The sequence below is a fragment of the Nocardiopsis sp. CNR-923 genome, from assembly GCF_001942255.1.
Classification (GTDB): domain Bacteria; phylum Actinomycetota; class Actinomycetes; order Streptosporangiales; family Streptosporangiaceae; genus Nocardiopsis.
Window position 1 is genome coordinate 36,059 of sequence record NZ_MKKC01000153.1, and the last position, 18,315, is coordinate 54,373.

General features: G+C 70.8%; 18 protein-coding genes and 2 pseudogenes. 2 read left to right on the plus strand and 18 right to left on the minus strand.

Annotation, left to right across the window (positions count from 1 at the left end; translation table 11 throughout):
- Positions 1-335: 335 nt before the first annotated feature.
- Positions 336-2,471: an acyltransferase family protein gene (locus BJF83_RS25220; RefSeq protein ID WP_075928283.1), complete on the plus strand. Its 2,136-nt coding sequence runs from the start codon at positions 336-338 to the stop codon at positions 2,469-2,471.
- Positions 2,472-2,550: 79 nt separating this feature from the next.
- On the opposite strand, the pseudogene BJF83_RS25225 reads toward BJF83_RS25220, so the two are convergent.
- The 7 genes and pseudogenes from BJF83_RS25225 to BJF83_RS27235 all read right to left on the minus strand — a co-directional run bounded on the left by BJF83_RS25225 (position 2,551) and on the right by BJF83_RS27235 (position 9,004).
- Positions 2,551-3,314, minus strand: a pseudogene (locus tag BJF83_RS25225) (crotonase/enoyl-CoA hydratase family protein).
- 9 nt (positions 3,315-3,323) lie between these two features.
- Complete coding sequence (locus BJF83_RS25230) at positions 3,324-4,097, minus strand: SDR family NAD(P)-dependent oxidoreductase (RefSeq protein WP_075928284.1); 774 nt, start codon at positions 4,095-4,097, stop codon at positions 3,324-3,326.
- 164 nt (positions 4,098-4,261) lie between these two features.
- Positions 4,262-5,242 carry an ROK family glucokinase gene (locus BJF83_RS25235; protein WP_075928285.1) on the minus strand — a complete coding sequence of 327 codons (981 nt, stop codon included), beginning with the start codon at positions 5,240-5,242 and terminating at the stop codon, positions 4,262-4,264.
- Between the two features lie 174 nt (positions 5,243-5,416).
- Positions 5,417-6,752: pseudogene (glmM, locus tag BJF83_RS25240) on the minus strand (phosphoglucosamine mutase).
- A gap of 161 nt (positions 6,753-6,913) precedes the next feature.
- Positions 6,914-7,423 (minus strand): 30S ribosomal protein S9, encoded by a 510-nt coding sequence (rpsI, locus tag BJF83_RS25245; RefSeq protein ID WP_075928286.1) that lies wholly within the window; start codon positions 7,421-7,423, stop codon positions 6,914-6,916.
- A gap of 37 nt (positions 7,424-7,460) precedes the next feature.
- On the minus strand, positions 7,461-7,910 hold the full coding sequence (gene rplM / locus BJF83_RS25250) for a 50S ribosomal protein L13 (RefSeq protein ID WP_075928287.1): 450 nt from the start codon (positions 7,908-7,910) through the stop codon (positions 7,461-7,463).
- Positions 7,911-8,659: 749 nt separating this feature from the next.
- Positions 8,660-9,004, minus strand: coding sequence for a hypothetical protein (locus BJF83_RS27235; protein WP_143832089.1), 345 nt, complete (start codon positions 9,002-9,004; stop codon positions 8,660-8,662).
- Between BJF83_RS27235 and BJF83_RS25255 the strand changes: the two genes are divergently transcribed.
- Entirely contained in the window at positions 8,987-10,204 is a 1,218-nt protein-coding gene (locus BJF83_RS25255; protein WP_262391887.1) for a hypothetical protein, read from the plus strand. The genes BJF83_RS27235 and BJF83_RS25255 overlap by 18 nt on opposite strands.
- 55 nt (positions 10,205-10,259) lie before the next feature.
- Here BJF83_RS25255 and truA read toward each other — a convergent pair whose 3' ends face one another.
- The 11 genes from truA to secY all read right to left on the minus strand — a co-directional run bounded on the left by truA (position 10,260) and on the right by secY (position 18,155).
- Positions 10,260-11,105 (minus strand): tRNA pseudouridine(38-40) synthase TruA, encoded by an 846-nt coding sequence (truA, locus tag BJF83_RS25260; RefSeq protein WP_075928288.1) that lies wholly within the window; start codon positions 11,103-11,105, stop codon positions 10,260-10,262.
- A 100-nt stretch (positions 11,106-11,205) separates the two neighbouring features.
- Entirely contained in the window at positions 11,206-11,688 is a 483-nt protein-coding gene (rplQ, locus tag BJF83_RS25265; protein WP_075928289.1) for a 50S ribosomal protein L17, read from the minus strand.
- 70 nt (positions 11,689-11,758) lie between these two features.
- A complete protein-coding gene (locus BJF83_RS25270; protein ID WP_075928290.1) occupies positions 11,759-12,781 on the minus strand; it encodes a DNA-directed RNA polymerase subunit alpha in 1,023 nt (340 codons plus the stop codon).
- 243 nt (positions 12,782-13,024) lie between these two features.
- The gene (gene rpsK, locus BJF83_RS25275; RefSeq protein ID WP_017598561.1) at positions 13,025-13,432 is read right to left on the minus strand and encodes a 30S ribosomal protein S11; all 408 of its coding nucleotides are present in this window, start codon (positions 13,430-13,432) and stop codon (positions 13,025-13,027) included.
- 62 nt (positions 13,433-13,494) lie between these two features.
- Positions 13,495-13,875, minus strand: a complete 381-nt coding sequence (rpsM, locus tag BJF83_RS25280) for a 30S ribosomal protein S13 (RefSeq protein ID WP_075928291.1) — start codon at positions 13,873-13,875, stop codon at positions 13,495-13,497.
- 207 nt (positions 13,876-14,082) lie between these two features.
- Positions 14,083-14,196: a 50S ribosomal protein L36 gene (gene rpmJ / locus BJF83_RS25285; protein ID WP_013156136.1), complete on the minus strand. Its 114-nt coding sequence runs from the start codon at positions 14,194-14,196 to the stop codon at positions 14,083-14,085.
- Positions 14,197-14,249: 53 nt separating this feature from the next.
- Positions 14,250-14,471, minus strand: a complete 222-nt coding sequence (infA, locus tag BJF83_RS25290; RefSeq protein ID WP_013156135.1) for a translation initiation factor IF-1 — start codon at positions 14,469-14,471, stop codon at positions 14,250-14,252.
- Between the two features lie 355 nt (positions 14,472-14,826).
- A complete protein-coding gene (locus tag BJF83_RS25295; protein WP_075928359.1) occupies positions 14,827-15,291 on the minus strand; it encodes a DUF1707 domain-containing protein in 465 nt (154 codons plus the stop codon).
- Positions 15,292-15,351: 60 nt separating this feature from the next.
- The gene (gene map, locus BJF83_RS25300) at positions 15,352-16,176 is read right to left on the minus strand and encodes a type I methionyl aminopeptidase (RefSeq protein ID WP_075928292.1); all 825 of its coding nucleotides are present in this window, start codon (positions 16,174-16,176) and stop codon (positions 15,352-15,354) included.
- Positions 16,176-16,841 carry an adenylate kinase gene (locus BJF83_RS25305; protein WP_187347220.1) on the minus strand — a complete coding sequence of 222 codons (666 nt, stop codon included), beginning with the start codon at positions 16,839-16,841 and terminating at the stop codon, positions 16,176-16,178. The genes map and BJF83_RS25305 overlap by 1 nt, the downstream gene beginning before the upstream one ends.
- Positions 16,842-18,155 (minus strand): preprotein translocase subunit SecY, encoded by a 1,314-nt coding sequence (gene secY / locus BJF83_RS25310; RefSeq protein WP_075928294.1) that lies wholly within the window; start codon positions 18,153-18,155, stop codon positions 16,842-16,844.
- Positions 18,156-18,315: the final 160 nt, after the last annotated feature.

Consider the following 18,315-nt stretch of genomic DNA (forward strand, 5'->3'; position numbering starts at 1 on the left):
GTCACGGCATCCGCGCCCGACCGGGTGGGTCCTGACCTCGCCCGCGGAGAACATCCGAATGTGCCCCACATCTCCGTGTGTGACGTTAACCCTGGAATCCCATGTGACGCGAAACACCCGATTCCCCCCTCTGTGGCGCCGCGCGCACCCAGATTTCATCTCGACTCGACAACATGCCTCGCACTTCCCCGGATTCGGTGCCCGGGGACGCTGATACTGGACCGGCAGGGCAAGCTCCGGCCGACCACCGCCTCGGCCCCGACGCCGCGCCGGCCCCCACCTCGGGGCCCCGGCCGCGCCCCTGCCTCCACCTTCGCCAGACCTGAGGCTGACTCGTGTCCGAACCTGCCCCGAACCGCGCCGCCGGCACGGTTCGCATCCCTCCCACCGCGCCGTCCGCCCCTCGCCGCCGACGCTCCGACATCGAGGGACTGCGCGCCGTCGCCGCCCTGCTGATCGCCGTCCACCACATCTGGTTCGGCACGGTCTCCGGCGGTGTCGACGTCTTCCTCGTGCTCACCGGCTTCCTCATCACCGGGTCGCTGGTGCGCGCGATGGAACGCGACGGTCGGATCGCGTTCGGCGCGTTCTGGGCCAGGCTGGTCAAACGCCTCTTCCCAGCGGGTGCGGTCGTCCTGGGCGCGGTCCTGGTCGGCGCCTGCCTCCTCCTGCCCCGCTCCCGCTGGTCCGGGGTCATCGACGACGTCCGGGCCGCCGCGCTCTACCACGGAAACTGGCGCCTCGCGCTCGAATCGGTCGACTACATGGCGGAGAACGCCGCCGCGAGCCCGGTCCAGCACTTCTGGTCGCTGGGGGTGCAGGGGCAGTCCTACCTGCTGTGGCCGCCGCTGCTCGCGGTGGCCGGGCTGGTCGCCGCGGCGCTGGGCGCACGGGTGCGCACGGGCGCGGTCGCGGCGCTGTCCGCCGTGTTCGCCGCGTCGTTCGGGTACTCGCTGTGGATCACTGCGCGCGAGCCCGTCTGGGCCTACTTCGACACGGGGGCCCGCCTGTGGGAGCTGGCCCTGGGCGGTCTGCTCGCGCTGCTCCTGCCCCGCCTCCGCCTGCCCGGACGGGTCCGCGGCGCCGCCGGGTGGACCGGGCTGGCGGCCCTGGTCCTGTGCGGTGTCGTCGTGGGCGACCGGCTGCCCTACCCGGGGTTCGCGTCGCTGTGGCCGACGCTCGCGGCGGTCCTGGTCATCGTCGCCGGCACCGGAACGACGTCCGGACGCCTGTCCGCCACCCGGCTGCTGGGCTGGGGGCCGCTCCCCTGGCTGGGCGGGCACGCCTATCCGCTGTTCCTCTGGCACTGGCCGATCCTGGTGTTCCATCTGGAGGTCACCGGCGCCGAGCGACCCACCCTCGGCGGCGGTTTCCTCGTGCTGGGCCTGTCCTTGGCCGCCGCGCTCGCCACGAGCTGGGTGGTCGACGGAGGGCTCGCACGGCTGACCCGGGCGCGGACGGGGCCGTCGTGGTCGCTGGCTGCGGGCGTCCTGTTCGTCGTGCCCGTCCTGCTCGGCGCGTCGGTATGGGGCCAGGCGATCCAGCGCGACCAACGGACGCGGTTGGAGCTGGCCGCCGACCCCACCGCCTACCCGGGCGCGGGCGTGCACCTGAGCCCTGCGCTGGCCGAGGACCTGCCCGACCTGCCCGTGTACCCCGACACGGCCACGGTCGCCCAGGACACCATCGACCAGACCCGGGCGTGCAACGCGCTCGCCGACGACACCGAACTCATCCGGTGCGAGGCCGGAGTCCCCGGTGCGGAGTTCACGATCGCGCTCGTCGGAAGCTCGCACGCCCGGCACTGGTACCAGGCGCTCGCCACGCTCGCCGACCGCCACGGGTGGCGCCTGGTCGTGATGACGAAGAACGCCTGTCAGTTCAGCCCGGCCGACCAGACCTACCGCGGCGGGGCGTTCGAGGAGTGCGACGCGTGGAACGACCAGGCGATGGCCGAGCTCCGCGAGCTGCGGCCCGACGCGGTGTTCACGACGGGAACGCGCACGCGGGTCGGGGCCGACCGTCCGGAGCACGTGCCGGACGGGTACGTCGAACGGTGGCGTGAGCTCGACGGACTGGGCATCGCCGTGGTGGCCGTGCGCGACACGCCGCGGTTCGGGTTCGACGTGCCCGAGTGCGTGGACCGGCACGGGGACGACGCCCCGGAGTGCGCGGAGCGGCAGTCCTACTCGATGGCCCGCACGTCCCCCGCCAACGCCCTGAAGGACGTCCCGGGCAACACGGCCTTCGTGGACATGACCGAGTACCTGTGCTCGGACGGCGTCTGCCCGGGGGTCATCGGCAACCAACTGGCGTTCTACGACACCAACCACATGTCCTTCGCGTTCTCGCGCTCGATGGCGACCGTGCTGGAGCCGGACCTGCTCGACGCGCTGCCCGGGGCGCCCGAGGCGAACGCGAGCCTGGTGGAGTCGGCGGCGGTGCTGTACGAGGAGTCGACGAGCCCGTGACGGGCCTGGGCCGCGTCCCTGCGTTGAGGGCCGCCCGCTCCGTCGCGGAGTGGGCGGCCTTCGGGGGGCCTTTGGGCGGCTACTCGCCCTTCCACACGGGGGCGCGCTTCTCGGCGAAGGCCGCCGCGCCCTCCATGGCGTCCTTGCTGACGAACACGGGGCCCACCAGCTCCTTCTGCCTGTTCCACATCTCCTCGGCGGTCCAGCGTCGCAGGTCTGGATGATCTCCTTGGAGACCTTCAGGGCCAGCGGCCCGTTCGGCGAGACGCGGGAGGCCAGATCGCGGGCGCCCTGCAGCGCGCCACCCCTGGTCGTGACCTTGTTGACCAGACCCAACTCCGCCAGTCGCACGGCGTCGACGAAGCCACCGGTCAGGGCCATCTCCATCGCGATGTTGCGCGGGATGCGGTGGTGCAGACGGAGCAGACCGCCCGCGCCCGCGACAAGGCCGAACTTGACCTCGGGGATGCCGAACTGGGCGTCCTCGGCTGCGACCACCAGGTCACAGGCGAGCACCGCCTCGAACCCGCCCGCGAGGGCGAACCCCTCCACGGCCGCGATGAGCGGCTTCCTGGGGCCGCGCTCGGCGAAGCCGCCGAACCCGCGCCCCTCGACGAGCGGCAGTTCGCCCCCCATGAACGCCTTGAGGTCCATCCCGGAACAGAAGGTGCCGCCCGCGCCGGTGATGATGCCGACGCTCAGGTCCCCGCGTGCGTCCAGGTCGTCGAGCGCCTCGGCGATCTGGTTGGCCACCGCCGCGTTGACCGCGTTCTTGGCCTTGGGCCGGTTGATGGTGATGACGGCGACGCCGTCCTCGGCGGAATAGAGTACTTCGTCGGGCACGGGAAGCTCCTACTTCGGCGGCATGCGCAAGGCGCCGTCGATGCGGACGACCTCGCCGTTGACGTAACTGATCTCCAGGAGCGCCCGGGCGAGCTTCCCGAACTCGGCGGCGGTGCCCAGGCGCTTGGGGAAGGGCACGGGTGCGGCGAGCCGCTCCTTGAACTCCTCGGCGCCCTCGCCGTCCCCGTAGATGGGCGTCTCCAGGATGCCCGGGGCGATCGTGTTGACCGTGATGCCGAGGGCCGCGAGGTCGCGGGCGGCGGGCAGGGTCATGCCGATCACACCGCCCTTGGAGGACGAGTAGGCGATCTGACCGATCTGGCCCTCGATGCCCGCCAGCGAGGCGGTGTTGACGATGGAGCCGCGCTCTCCGTCCTCGTTGACCGGCTCGGTCCGGCCGATCGCGGCGGCCGACAGGCGCAGCACGTTGAACGTGCCGATGAGGTTGACCTGGATGACCTTCTGGTAGCTGTCCAGGTCGTGCGGCGTGCCGTGCCGGTCCACGGTGCGGTTCGCCCAGGCGATCCCGGCGCAGGAGACGGCGGCGCGGAAGGGCTTTCCGGTGTCGACGGCGGCCTGCACGGCGGCCTTGACCTGGTCCTCCTGGGAGACGTCGGTCTTGACGAAGGCACCGCCGATCTCCTTGGCGACGGCCTCGCCGCGCTCAGCGTTGAGGTCGGCGATGACGACGGTCGCACCGGCGCTCGCGAGTTCCTTGGCAGTGGCCTCACCGAGGCCACTGGCACCGCCCGAGACGAGGGCGGAGATTCCGTTCAGATCCATGGAGCGCACTCTACAGACCGCGCGAGCCACGCACTAGAACCAGGTTCGGTTTTTCGTGTACCACCCTCGACGTGCGAGAGTCCCGCCGCGCGGCGCAGCGGAGTGGAGCAGGCGCTGGCGGGCTCCGGGAGCCGCACCGCGCAAGACACGTCGGCGCACACGCCCTACGGCGCCAACGCCTCCCGCGCCAGCTCGGCGGCGCCGATCAGACCCGCCTCGTTGCCCAGCGCCCCCGGGACCACGCGCGCGGTCGGGCGGTAGCCCCGCCCGGTCAGATTGCGTTCGAACGCCGTGCGCGCCGGACCGAGCAGGAGTTCACCGGCCTCCGACACCCCGCCCCCGATGATGAACAGCTCCGGGTCGAACGCCGCCGCCAGGTTGGCCAGGCCGCTGCCCAGCCACGTCCCGGCCTCCTCCAGGATCTCCACACACGCCCGATCGCCCTTGTTCGCCAGTTCGCTGACCAGCGGGCCCGTGATCTGCGCCGCGTCGCCGCCCACGGCCTGGTGCAGGACCCGCGCGACCGGCGACTCCGCGCGCACCAGCTCACGGGCCTCACGCGTCACCGCGTTCCCACTGGCGTACTGCTCCCAGCAGCCCCGGTTGCCGCACTCGCACCGGTGCCCGCCCGGCACCACCGTCATGTGCCCGAACTCGCCCGCGATGCCGTGGCGCCCCCGGTGCAGCCGACCCCCGACGACCACGGCCCCGCCGATCCCGGTGCCCAGGTTGACGACCACGACGTGGTCCACGCCCCGCCCCGCGCCCGACCTCACCTCCGCCCAGGCGGCGGCGTTGGCGTCGTTCTCCACCACGACCGGCAGGCCGAGCCAGTCGGCGAGCGCGTCGCGGAGCGGCTCCCTGCGCCAGGACAGGTGCGGCGCGAAGAGGACGCTGGCGCGCTGCTCGTCGACGAACCCCGCCGCGCCCACCCCCACGGCGGCCACCGAAAACTCCCGTGTCAGCTCGCGCACCACCCCGACGATCGTCTCCTCGACCACCGCCGGGCTCTTGTCCCGCCCGGGCGTCTCGGTCCGCAGGCGCGCCAGCACGTGTCCCCCGGCCGTGACCACACCGGCGGCCACCTTCGTCCCGCCGATGTCCACCCCGATCGTCAGGACGTCCCCGCTCCGTGGCTCCGCCATGCCGCTCCACCCCTGTGTCCGACACACGCTGACCGGGGAGCCGTCACGGCCCCCGGTCAGCACAACACGCTCACGCGCCCGTCTCTGCCCCAGGGGCGCGCTCCGCGGACACACGGCCCGCCGCTCCGCACCCCGGCACGGCTCTGGCCGTGTTCCGTCGAAGGGTGCCCGCTCCTACCCCAGCGCGGACCGGACCGCGTCGGCGAGCCAATCAGCGATCGCCCCTGCCTGCTCCTGCTCCTGGGCCTCGACCATGACGCGCACCTTCGGCTCGGTCCCGCTCGGGCGCAGCAGCACGCGCCCGGTCCCGCCCAGTTCGGCCTCGGCCTCGCGCACGGCGGCCGCCAACTCCGCGGACTCGTGGGTCCGGGACTTGTCCACCCCGGACACGTTGACCAGCACCTGCGGCAGCCGGGTCATCACCTTGGCCAGCTCCGCCAGACCCAGCTGGCGCCGGGCCATCGCCGCGAGCAGGTGCAGGCCGCACAGGACCCCGTCACCGGTGGAGGCGTGGTCGAGCAGGATCACGTGGCCGGACTGCTCACCGCCCAGGCTGAACCCGCCGCGTTTCATCTCCTCCAACACGTAGCGGTCACCCACCCCGGTCTCCACGACGGCGATGCCTCCCGCTCCATCGCCAGCTTGAGCCCCAGGTTGGACATGACCGTCACCACCAGGGTGTCCTCGGCCAGACGCCCGGCGTCCTTGGCCTCCACGGCCAGGATCGCGAGGATGTGGTCACCGTCGACCACCCGGCCCTCGGCGTCCACGGCCAGGCAGCGGTCGGCGTCGCCGTCGTTGGCGATGCCGGCGTCCGCGCCGTGCGTCAGGACCGCCTCCCGGAGCGCGTCCAGGTGCGTGGAGCCGCAGCCCTCGTTGATGTTGCGCCCATCCGGCCGGTCACCGATCGTGATCACCTCGGCCCCCGCGCGGCGCAGCGCCTCGGGCGCACCGTCGAGGAGGCCCCGTTGGCGCAGTCGACGACGACCCTCAGCCCGTCCAGGCGGTGCGGCAGCGACGCCAGCACGTGCTCGACGTAGCGCTCCACGCCGTCGGCCGCGTCGGTGACCCGTCCGACCCCGTCGCCCACGGCCGGAGTGGACGGCACGCCCAGCATGCCCTCGATCTCGTCCTCCCGCGCGTCCTCCAGCTTCTGGCCGCCGCGTGCGAAGAACTTGATCCCGTTGTCGGGGGCGGGGTTGTGGCTCGCGGAGAGCATGACGCCGAAGTCGGCGTCCAGCTCACCGGTCAGGAACGCGACGGCGGGGGTCGGCAGGACGCCTACCCGGACCACGTCGACCCCGGTGCTCGCCAGACCGGCGACCACGGCCGCCTCCAGGAACTCACCCGAGGACCGCGGGTCCCGGCCGACGACGGCCAGGGGACGCCGTCCCCCGGCGCGCTCGGACAGCACGCGGGCCGCCGCGATGGACAGGTCCAGGGCCAGCGAGGCGGTCAGGTCCCGACCGGCGACGCCCCGCACACCATCTGTTCCGAACAGCCGTGCCACAGGCCACAGCCCCTTTCGAGAACGGCGCCGCGTCCGGCGCCGCAGGAGAAGATCGACGTGGCGAAATCGCCACCGGATGAACGAAAAACCCGCACGCCGCCCCCGACTCGGGGACGACGCACGGGTGGAGACTCAGCCGAGCGAACGCCGGCGCATGAGCACTAGCGCTTGGAGAACTGGGGAGCCTTGCGCGCCTTCTTGAGACCGGCCTTCTTCCGCTCGACCTCGCGGTCGTCGCGGCGCAGGAAACCGGCCTTCTTCAGGGTCGGGCGGTTGTTCTCCGGGTCCAGGTCCGCGAGCGCACGGGCGATGCCGTGGCGCAGCGCACCGGCCTGGCCGCTGGTGCCGCCGCCGTCCAGACGGGCGAAGACGTCGTAGGCGCCATCGAACCCGAGGGAGACGAACGGCTCCTTGATGGTCTGCTGGTGGACCTTGTCCGGGAAGTACACCTCCAGGGGCTTCCCGTTCACCTTCCACTCACCCGCCCCGGGGGTGATGCGGACACGGGCGACGGCCTGCTTACGACGACCGGTACCGGCGCTGGGGCCGGACGCGGTGGGGACGTAGGCGGCGGTCGTCTCCTCGGACTCGGTGGTGTACTCGGAGGGGAACTCCTCCGGGTTCTCCGCGTAGTCCTGGGCGACGTCTTCGATGCCGGTGGGCTCGGACACGGTTCTCCTCGTGCTTCCTGTAAAGTCTCGCGAACGCCTAGGCGGGCTGCTCGATCTTGCTGATGGCGAACGGCACCGGCTGCTGGGCCTGGTGCGGGTGCTCCGGCCCGGCGTACACCTTAAGCTTCTTGGCCATCTGGCGGCCGAGCGAACCCTTGGGCAGCATCCCCTTGACGGCCTTCTCGATGGCCCGCTCGGGGTTCTTCTCCAGCAGGTCCGCGTACGCGACGGAACGCAGACCGCCGGGGTAGCCGGAGTGCCGGTAGGCGCGCTTCTGAGCCAGCTTGTCGCCGGTCAGGGCGACCTTCTCGGCGTTCACGACGATCACGAAGTCGCCGGTGTCGATGTGGGGCGCGTAGTACGGCTTGTGCTTGCCCCGAAGGAGCGTGGCAATCTGGCTCGCCATACGCCCGAGCACGAGATCGGTGGCGTCGACGACATGCCACTGACGCTGAACATCGCTTGGTTTGGGGCTGTATGTGCGCACGATCGTTTGCCTTCGCTCTTCAGTCGGCTGCCCCATCCCTTACGGGGGATGGCGGACTCGTATGACGAAACGCCGCCGCGGGTGCGGGGCGTTACTTGGCCGGATGTCCCATGCCAATGAGGACGATCCGGAGGTGAGTGCGCAGACGATGGTGCGTGGATCGGCACCCGACTTGTTGAGTCTGGGGCCCACGGCAACTCAACGCACAACGACGGAGTATCCTACCCGGCCGCCATGCGCAGGTCAAAGCCAGCGGTGCGGCGACCCGGCAAGACCACGCCTGGCGGGGAAGCGCCGGCACGGGGTCACATCCGTGACCTCTCCGCCTTTTATTATGCCTGTCGCCGGGAGTGCTTCGTCCTGCCCCCGCCCCCGTGTTGGTTACGCTTGCACCGAAAGGCCGTTCTCCGCCCGCCTCGACGGGCGCGGACGCGAATCGTGGAGACGCCCGTCACGGTGGCCCGCGCAGGGACCCGGCGGCCGTCCAGTCCCCCCTCTGAGCCTTCGGAGACACCCATCAGTACGCACCCGAACCAGCCGCAGCCCGGCCCCGACGGGTACCCCACCGGCCAGGAGAGCGGTGACGGACAGGACCTGCTCGGCTCCGGCCCGGCCCGGCCCGACGGTCAGCATCCCACATACCCCACCCCACCGGCGCACGGCGCGCCGGAGCGGCGCCTACCGCCTCCGCCCCACACCGACGCCTACGGCCAGCCGCGCCTCCCGCGTCCCAGGGTCCGTCCCCGGGTTCAGGCGGCCAGCAGGGCATGGGACATCTCACCCCGAGCGGCCCGAGCCAGCCGCCGCGGCCCCCCTCCGGCCCCCAGAGTGCTTTCCCGGCCCCTCCCCCGAGCCAGCAGGGCCGGGCGGACCAGGCGGGCCGCCCCGGACAGCACGGACCACCGGAGCCGTGGGGCCAGCCGGGAACGACGGGATTCCAGGGGCCGACAGGCCAGGCGGGGCCGCAGGGCCTGATGGGACAACCGGGGCGCCCCGGCCAGCAGGATGGCGGCCGCCTCGGGCAGAGCGTCTCCGGCCCGGCGAGCCAGACGGGACCCCAGGGCCGAGCGGGCCACGTGGGCTTCGAAGGACACACGGGGCTTGAGCCGTCGGGGCAGCCGCACCCCCTGGGACAGGGCGGCCCCGGGTTCCCCGGGCAGACCGGCCAGTCGGGTCCCCAGAGCCCCGCGGCGCAGCCCGGCCCGCCGGGACCGCAGGGGTACCCGAGGCAGGACGGCCCGCCGGGACCACAGGGCCCGGGGACGTTCCAGGGACAGCGGGGACACCTCAGCCCGTACGGCCAACCGGGCCAGCCCCCACCGGGGCCCGCGCAGCCGACGACGACCCACCCGGGCGCCCCGGTCGGCGGCCAGCCAGCCACGGGCTCCCCGGCCGCTCTCCCCGCCGGACCACCGCAGGGCCCGCCCATCGGCCCTCCACCGTACGCGCGACAGCCCGCCGAACCCGCGTTCCCTGTCGATGCCGCGGGCCCCACACAGCACATCCAGGCGGTCCCGGCCGCCCCCGGCCGCCCGGCCGACCGCCCCCTCTACCGCGACGAGGTCCCCGACGACGCGGGCACCGACACCGCCCAGTTCGACCTCCAGGAATTCGACGACTACGACGGCTACGCGGACCAGGGCCCGGGTTCCTCCCAGCGCTCCGGCGGAAGGACCCGGATCCTCCTCGTCGGAGGCTTCGCCGCGCTCCTCGTCGTCGCCGGGGGCGGCGCGTTCCTCTTCGCCCGCGGCGGCTCCGAGTCCGACGGCTCCTCCGGGGGCGGCCAGGCCCCCGACACTCCGCTGTCCGCGGAGTCGCTGTTCCCGGAGAGCGTCGACATCGAGGGCGCGGGCACCTTCACCCGCGTCGCCACGGACGGCACCGAGGAGTGCTCGGCCGCCGCCCACGGCGGCTACGGCGAGGTCCTCGCCGGGCAGGGTTGCGAGCAGGTCGTCCGCGCGTCCTACCTCAACGAGGACGAGACGCGCGCCGTCACGATCGGCGTCGCCGCCCTGGGGACCGAGGGCCAGGCCGTCACCGCCCAGGACGGCCAGGACCTGGTCGGCGCCGACTGGTTCGCCGGGCTCGCGGGCGAGGAGGGCACCGGCGCCGAGCGCCTCGGCTACTCCGGCGGCCACGCGAGCAGCGGCCAGTGGAGCAACTTCCTGGTCTTCTCGCTGGCGGCCAACAGCGACGGCACCGACGCCCAGGAGGACTCGGAGGTCGCGACCGATCTCCAGACGATCGGCGAGGGCTTCCTCGACGAGGCCTTCGCCAGCCTCGCCGACGGCTGATCCGCGACGCGCGTGAAAGCATCCGCCCAGGACGCCCTCCCGCGCGTCCGTCGGCTCAGTCCCGGCGCCCGGCGCAGGGCAGCGCGCGGACCCTGCGCGTGGCCCGAGCGCGCTCGGCCAGTTCTCCGTCCGCCGGGTAACGCACCTCCTCCAGGCTGAGCCCCTGCGGGCCCACCACGTGCACCGACGAATCGCGCACAGCGGCCCCCAACACCTCTCCCGGCCACGTGGTCTCCCGACGGCCGTCCCCGACCGCCAGGAGCGCGCCCACGAGCGCGCGGACCATGTTGTGGCAGAAGGCGTCCGCCTGGATCGTCCCGCGCACCAGGTGCCGGTCCGTGCGCTCCCACTCCAGCCGCAGCAGCTCCCGGATGGTGGTGGCGCCCTCCCGCCTCCGGCAGAACGCCGCGAAGTCGTGCTCGCCCACGAGCCGCGCGGCCGCCTCGTTCATCCGGTCCACGTCCAACGGGCTCCGGTGCCAGAGCACGTGCCGCCGCAGCAGGGGATCCACGCCGTAGGGCGCGTCGCTGACCAGGTAGGAGTACCTCCGGAACAGCGGTGAGAAGCGCGCGTCGAAGCCGGGCGGCGCCACCCGCACCCCGGTCACCCGCAGGTCCTTGGGCAGCACACCGGCCAGGCGGCGCGCCACCCTCTCCCCCTCGCTCTCCCATGCGGCCGAGGGGACGTCGGCCTGGGCCACCTGCCCCCTCGCGTGCACCCCGGCGTCCGTACGCCCCGCGCACGTCAGCGACGCCGAGGGCAGCCGCAGCACGCGCGCCAGCGCCGCCTCCAGCTCACCCTGCACCGTGCGCCGGCCGGGCTGGACCGCCCACCCGGAGAAGTCCGTGCCGTCGTAGGCGACGTCCAGCCGGAGCCGGACCGTCGTGTCGTTCTCGTCCATCGCACCCATCCCGGAAGAACACGAGTGCCCGACCCCACGGGGATCGGGCACTCGGCGGACGGTCGGCGGCGGGCACTCGCCCGAACACGCCGTGACCGCCCTACTTGCTCTCGGAGCTCTCCTCGGCGGTCTCCTCCGCGGGAGCCTCGGCCGGGTTCTCGGTGGCCTCGGCCGCCGGAGCCTCGGTGGCGACGGCGGGAGCCGCGGCCGGGGCGGCCGGGGCCGCGAGCGCCTCGACCAGTTCGATGATCGCCATCGGGGCGTTGTCGCCCTTGCGCGGACCGATCTTGGTGATGCGCGTGTAACCGCCGGGGCGGTTCTCGTAGCGCGGGCCGATCTCGGTGAACAGCTCGTGCACGACCGACTTGTCCGTGATCTTGGTCAGGACCTGGCGGCGGGCGTGCAGGTCACCGCGCTTGCCGAGGGTGATGAGCTTCTCGGCGTACGGGCGGAGGCGCTTGGCCTTGGCCTCGGTGGTACGGACACGGCCGTGCTGGAACAGCGCGGTGGCGAGGTTCGCCAGGATGTGCCGCTCGTGAGCGGGCCCGGAACCCAGACGGGCGCCCTTGGTAGGCGTGGGCATGGTGTGGTTCTCCTAGTGATGCGGTCCGCGGCCGCACTCGGCCGGGGACCATGTGGGCGACGAAGGTCGGTTAGTACTGCTCCGTCTCGACGAAGGACTGGCCCTCGTCGTCATCGGAGCCGTAGGAGTCGGCCGCGGCACCGGGGTCGAATCCGGGCGGGGAGTCCTTCAGGGACAGGCCCATGTCGACGAGCTTCTGCTTGACCTCGTCGATGGACTTGGCACCGAAGTTGCGGATGTCCAACAGGTCCTGCTCGGAGCGGGCAACCAGCTCGCCAACGCTGTGGATGCCCTCACGCTTGAGGCAGTTGTAGGACCGGACCGTCAGGTTGAGGTCCTCGATCGGCAGCGCCAGGTCCGCCGCGAGGGCGGCGTCCGTCGGCGACGGGCCCATGTCGATGCCCTCGGCGTCGACGTTGAGCTCACGCGCCAGGCCGAACAGCTCGACCAGGGTCTTGCCCGCGCTGGCGACCGCGTCACGGGGACGGATGGCCGGCTTGGTCTCGATGTCGACGATCAGACGGTCGAAGTCGGTGCGCTGCTCGACTCGGGTGGCCTCGACCTTGTACGTCACGCGCAGCACCGGCGAGTAGATGGAGTCGATCGGAATGCGGCCGATCTCCTGGCCCGCCTGCTTGTTCTGCGTCGCGGAGACGTAGCCGCGGCCGCGCTCGACCGTCAGCTCCATCTCCAGCTTGCCCTTGCCGTTGAGCGTGGCGATGTGCAGGTCGGGGTTGTGCACCTCGACACCGGCCGGCGGAGCGATGTCCGCGGCGGTCACCACACCCGGGCCCTGCTTGCGCAGGTACATCAGCACCGGCTCGTCGTGCTCGGAGCTGACGACCAGGCCCTTGAGGTTGAGGATCATCTCGGTGACGTCCTCCTTGACACCGGGCACGGTGGTGAACTCGTGCTCGACGCCCTCGATGCGGATGCTGGTGACAGCCGCGCCGGGGATGGAGGACAGCAGGGTGCGCCGAAGCGAGTTGCCGATGGTGTAGCCGAAGCCCGGCTCCAGCGGCTCGATGACGAACTTCGAACGCAGGTCCGAGACGGCTTCCTCGGTCAACGTGGGACGCTGTGCGATCAACATGGTCCGTGTCTTCCCTTCCACATGGCCGACCGCTATTTGACGGCCATCGGACGGACACCACCCTGGCGGCGGTGCCCACTACTCGGATTCCTACCCAGCCCGCGCGGCCCCGAAGGGACCACGCGGGCGAAGCGCCGCGCGCGCGTCCGCGCGGTAGGAGGCGCGGACCCAGGGCGTGTGCCGCGAACACGTGCTCCGCCGTGCGACGGGCGGCATCCGCGGAAGGCGCCCCGCGGCCGGGGGTCAGACCCGGCGGCGCTTGGGCGGACGGCAGCCGTTGTGCGGAACCGGGGTGACGTCCTGGATGGAGCCCACCTCAAGGCCGGTCGCGGTGAGCGAACGGATGGCGGTCTCCCGGCCGGAACCCGGGCCCTTCACGAAGACGTCCACCTTGCGGACGCCGTGCTCCTGGGCGCGGCGCGCGGCGGCCTCGGCGGCCATCTGCGCGGCGTAGGGGGTCGACTTTCGCGAACCCTTGAAGCCCACCTGTCCGGAGCTGGCCCACGAGATCACGGCACCGGTCGGGTCGGTGATGCTCACGATCGTGTTGTTGAACGTGCTCTTGATGTGAGCGTGTCCGTGGACAATGTTCTTCTTTTCCTTGCGGCGCACCTTGCGCGCGGCACCCTGCTGACGGCCCTTAGGCGGCATGAGCGAAACTCCCAGAGATCATCGGTCCGTGTGTCTCGGACGCGGTCGACAGTCCGAGCGGACTACTTCTTACCGGCCTTCTTCTTACCGGCCACGGTCTTCTTCTTGCCCTTGCGGGTACGGGCGTTCGTCTGCGTGCGCTGACCGCGGACCGGGAGGCCACGACGGTGCCGGATGCCCTGGTAACTGCCGATCTCCATCTTGCGACGGATGTCGGCCTGGACCTCACGACGCAGGTCGCCCTCGACCTGGTAGTTGGCGTCGATCCACTCACGCAGCTTGACCAAGTCCTCTTCGGACAGGTTGTAGACGCGTGTGTCTCCGTCGACACCGGTGTTCTTCAGCGTTTCGAGCGCGCGGGTGCGGCCGACCCCGAAGACGTACGTGAGAGCGATCTCCACCCGCTTGTCGCGGGGGAGGTCAACGCCGGCGATACGTGCCATGTGGGCGAGACTCCATCCAATGTGTGTGCGGAGGTCTGACCCGTTCCACCCTCCCGTCGCCCAACCGACGAGGCCCCGGCCTCCGACCGGGGGTGGTTCCCGAGCACTCCCGGGAATCGGAACAGGTGTTCGTTCTTGCTGGCCCTAGGGGGGACGCGTTCCCCCGGACGGGCCTTCGCGACGCGGAAGCCGCGGCGAGCGCGGGTGCTAGCCCTGGCGCTGCTTGTGCCGCGGGTCCGAGCAAATGACCATGATCCGGCCGTTACGGCGGATCACGCGGCACTTCGCGCAGATCTTCTTCACGCTCGGCTTGACCTTCATGGTGACTCCGAACTCGATGTCGCCAGCCCTGGGCCCTGCGGCCCCTCGGCGGGCTACTTGTAGCGGTAAACGATGCGCCCGCGCGTGAGGTCGTACGGGCTCAGCTCCACGACGACGCGGTCGTCGGGGAGAATACGGATGTAGTTCATCCGCATCTTGCCGCTGATGTGGGCAAGGACCTGGTGCCCGTTGTCGAGCTCTACCTTGAACATAGCGTTGGGTAGGGACTCGACAACGGAACCCTCGATCTCGATGGCGCCGTCCTTCTTTGCCATGTCCTCCACGCCTCGCTCATCGATTGGTTGATCAGGACAACCCGACGGGTCCCCGTGCGCCTCGCATGACACGACGGCCCCGACGGCGGCGCGCGGAAGCAGGCCGCCGTCGAAGCCAAAGCACACTGGAAGATCGGGTCAACTGCGAGAGCGCACGTCGTCGCGAGGACAGGGCACGGAGATGGCAGACTGACCCAACAGCCCGCGTATGGGCAGTGTCAGTCTATCGCCTTGGGACAAGTGCTCCTAACCAACGGGCAGAGCAGCCTACACCGTCGGCCCCGGCGGGCGAAACAGCCGCCCGAGGCGCCCGAACACGGTCCGAGCCGAAGCCGCGGACCAGATCGCACACCGCTCAGGCCGAGCCGCCGTTCCCTTCCTGCAGACGCTGGGCGGCGAGTACGCCCACGGTCACCATGCTCATCACGATCCCCCACGGACCCAGCACCCACAGGAACCAGGGGTAGTCGTTCACACCGGTGAGGAACAGGATGAGCCAGATGACGAAGCACAGGACGTTGACACCCGCGTAGAGCATCCACGGCACCAGCAACGCGGGATCGCGCAGGGTGATCGGCGGCGCGGCCGCGAAGTCGGCGTCACGCGGCTGCGCGCCGCCCAGGTCCGCGAGGTCGCGTTCGGGCAGGTCCCGGGTCACCTCGGCCAGTTCACCGACCGTCCGGGCCTTGTACGCCTGTCCCAGGCGTTCGCTGAACTCCTCCTGGTCCAGCCGGCCCTGGGCGAACTGTTCCTGGAGGAGTCGCGCGACGCGGTCGCGTTCGCCGTCGGACGTACGCATGGACGGAACCGGCTCGGACACCGCGCACACCTCGCATCTCAGCCCGGCGGGCACCGCACGCCGCCTCCGGCGCGGAGGCTGCTACCAGGTCGGCTGGACGAACCCCATCGCCGCTATTTTATCGCGGTTGGATTCGCGGGCGGTCAGGACGACGGGGCCCTCGGCGGTGATCGCCACCGAGTGCTCGAAGTGCGCGGCGCGCCCGCCGTCCCGGGTGACGACGGTCCAGCCGTCGTCCAGTTGGACCACGTCGTGCCGGCCCAGGGTGGTCATCGGCTCGATCGCCAGGCACATGCCCTCGACCAGGCGCTGCCCCTTGCCCCGGCGGCCGTAGTTGAGCACGTGCGGGTCCATGTGCATCTCCGTGCCGATGCCGTGGCCGCCGTACTCGCGGACGTTGCCGTAGCCGCCGTGCTTGGAGATGTGCGCGGCGATCGCGTGGCCCACGTCGCCCAGGCGCCTGCCGGGACGCAGCTGGGCGATCCCCTGCCACATGGACTCCTCGCAGACCTCCATCATCCGCAGGTCCTCCGGACGGCCCTCGCCGACCGCGACGGTGATCGCCGAGTCGCCGTGCCATCCGTCCAGGATCGCGCCGCAGTCGATGGAGATGACGTCGCCCTCGGCCAGCACCCGCTCGGCGCTGGGGATGCCGTGGACGACCTCCTCGTTGACCGAGGCGCAGATGGAGCCAGGGAAGCCGTGGTAGCCCTTGAACGACGGGACGGCCCCCGCGTCGCGGATCACCTTCTCCGCGGTCGCGTCCAGCTCCAGGGTGGACACTCCGGGCCGCACCGCGGCCCGGAGTGTGTCCAGGGCGCGGGCCACGACCTGGCCCGCCGCCCTCATCTTGGCGATCTGCTCCGGCGTCTTGATCTGCACGTCCGGCTCCGCCCCACGGAACATCAGGCGCCGGCCTTTCGCGCCTTCTCCTCGATGGCGGACTTGGCGCGGGCCGTCACGTCCGCCACCGACCCCGCCGCGGCGATCGTGGACAGCAGGCCCTCGGACTCGTAGAACTCGACGAGCGGAGCGGTCTGCTCACGGTAGACCTTGAGGCGGTGGCGGATCGTCTCCTCGCGGTCGTCCTCGCGCTGGTAGAGCTCGGCGCCCTCGGCGTCGCAGCGCCCCGCGATCCTGGGGGCGTCGTACTCCACGTGGTAGACCCGGCCGCACTCGGGGCAGGATCGACGGCCCGAGAGCCGTTTGACGACCTCGTCCTCGTCGACCCTCAGCTCCAACACGACGTCCAGCGTCGCGTCGAGCTCCCCGAGCATCTCCCGGAGCTTCTCGGCCTGGGGGACGTTGCGCGGGAAACCGTCGAGCAGGAAGCCCGAGCCCGCGTCGTCCTGAGCCAGGCGGTCCTTGACCATGGCGTTCGTGACCTCGTCGGGGACGAGGTCGCCACGGTCCATGTACTCCTTGGCCTTCTTGCCCAGTTCCGTGCCGCCGCTGACGTTCGCCCGGAAGATGTCGCCCGTGGACACCTTGGGGACCGACAACTCTGCCGCGAGGATCTGGGCCTGGGTGCCCTTACCGGCCCCAGGGGGTCCCACCAATACTGCACGCATTTATCGCAGAAAACCTTCGTAGTTCCTCTGCTGGAGGTGACTCTCGATCTGCTTCACCGTGTCCAGCCCGACACCGACCATGATCAGGATGCTCGTACCGCCGAAGGGGAAGTTCATCGAGGCGCCGGTGGCGCCCAGAGCCACCATCGGCAGGAGAGCGATCACTCCCAGGTACAGGGAGCCGGGTGTCGTCAGCCGCTTCAACACGTGGTCGAGGTACTCGGCGGTCGGACGCCCCGGTCGGATACCCGGGATGAACCCACCGTACTTCTTCATGTTGTCGGCCACCTCAACGGGGTTGAAGGTAATGGCCACGTAGAAGAACGCGAAGCCGACGATCATGAGGAAGAACGTGGCCATGTACACGGGATGCGTACCGGTGAGGAAGTAGGTCTGGAGCGTCGCGATCACGACGTTGTCCGACTCCGCGCCCACGAGGTTCACGATCATCTGCGGCAGGAACAGCATCGACGAGGCGAAGATCACGGGGATGATGCCCGCCTGGTTGACCTTCAGCGGGATGTACGTCGAGCTGCCGCCGTACATCCGGCGGCCCACCATGCGCTTGGCGTACTGCACCGGGATGCGGCGCTGCGCCTGCTCGATGAAGACCACGGCCGTCACCAGGGCCAGGCCCGCGATGCAGATGATGGTGAAGACCCAGACCGAACGCTCCTCGTACATGCCCATGATCGACGCCGGGAACATGGCGACGACGGTGGTGAAGATCAGGAGCGACATGCCGTTGCCGACGCCGCGCTCGGTGATCAGCTCACCGAACCACATGACCACCGCGGTACCGGCGGTCATGACGAAGACCATGGTGACCAGGGTGATGATGTCCTGGTTGGGCATGTAGGCCTGTACCGGGATCACGCCCTGGAAGAGCAGGTCCGTACGGGCCATGGCCACGATGCTGGTCGACTGAAGGACCGCGAGCATCAGGGTGAGGTAGCGGGTGTACTGTGTGATCTTCGCCTGACCGGCCTGGCCCTCCTTCTTGAGGGCCTCCAGGCGGGGGATGACCACCGTCAGCAGGTTGATGATGATGCTCGCGGTGATGTAGGGCATGACCCCGAGCGCGAACACCGCCAGTTGCAACAGAGCGCCACCGCTGAACAGGTTGACGAGCGCGTACACGCCGGTTTCGTCCCCGGCTCGCAGCGCCTCCATCTGGTCCCGGATCGCCGCCGAGTTGATACCCGGCGCGGGAATGACCGACCCCAGACGGAACAGCGTCAGGATGAACAGTGTGAACAGCAACTTATTGCGCAGATCGGGCGTGCGGAATGCACGGACGAACGCACCTAGCACGTCTCCTCCTGCGCGATTTCGGCGGCGGAACGGGTTCCAGACATCGCGGCCGATCCTGAATCGTCGTTGATCGTCAGCACGGGGCACGTGCCCAGTGCTCGGAAGTATTCACATTACGTCAAGTGGGGGGCTCGAACAGATGGCACTGTAACAGTCATCA

What these genes read in the sequence shown, in the direction of transcription:
- infA (WP_013156135.1), bottom strand. Translation starts at nt 14,471, where the DNA reads ATGGCAAAGAAGGACGGCGCCATCGAGATCGAGGGTTCCGTTGTCGAG.
- rpmJ (WP_013156136.1), bottom strand. Translation starts at nt 14,196, where the DNA reads ATGAAGGTCAAGCCGAGCGTGAAGAAGATCTGCGCGAAGTGCCGCGTG.
- rplQ (WP_075928289.1), bottom strand. Translation starts at nt 11,688, where the DNA reads ATGCCCACGCCTACCAAGGGCGCCCGTCTGGGTTCCGGGCCCGCTCAC.
- BJF83_RS25305 (WP_187347220.1), bottom strand. Translation starts at nt 16,841, where the DNA reads ATGCGTGCAGTATTGGTGGGACCCCCTGGGGCCGGTAAGGGCACCCAG.
- BJF83_RS25235 (WP_075928285.1), bottom strand. Translation starts at nt 5,242, where the DNA reads ATGGCGGAGCCACGGAGCGGGGACGTCCTGACGATCGGGGTGGACATC.
- map (WP_075928292.1), bottom strand. Translation starts at nt 16,176, where the DNA reads ATGTTCCGTGGGGCGGAGCCGGACGTGCAGATCAAGACGCCGGAGCAG.
- rpsM (WP_075928291.1), bottom strand. Translation starts at nt 13,875, where the DNA reads ATGGCACGTATCGCCGGCGTTGACCTCCCCCGCGACAAGCGGGTGGAG.
- BJF83_RS25270 (WP_075928290.1), bottom strand. Translation starts at nt 12,781, where the DNA reads ATGTTGATCGCACAGCGTCCCACGTTGACCGAGGAAGCCGTCTCGGAC.
- rpsK (WP_017598561.1), bottom strand. Translation starts at nt 13,432, where the DNA reads ATGCCGCCTAAGGGCCGTCAGCAGGGTGCCGCGCGCAAGGTGCGCCGC.
- truA (WP_075928288.1), bottom strand. Translation starts at nt 11,105, where the DNA reads ATGGACGAGAACGACACGACGGTCCGGCTCCGGCTGGACGTCGCCTAC.
- BJF83_RS25230 (WP_075928284.1), bottom strand. Translation starts at nt 4,097, where the DNA reads ATGGATCTGAACGGAATCTCCGCCCTCGTCTCGGGCGGTGCCAGTGGC.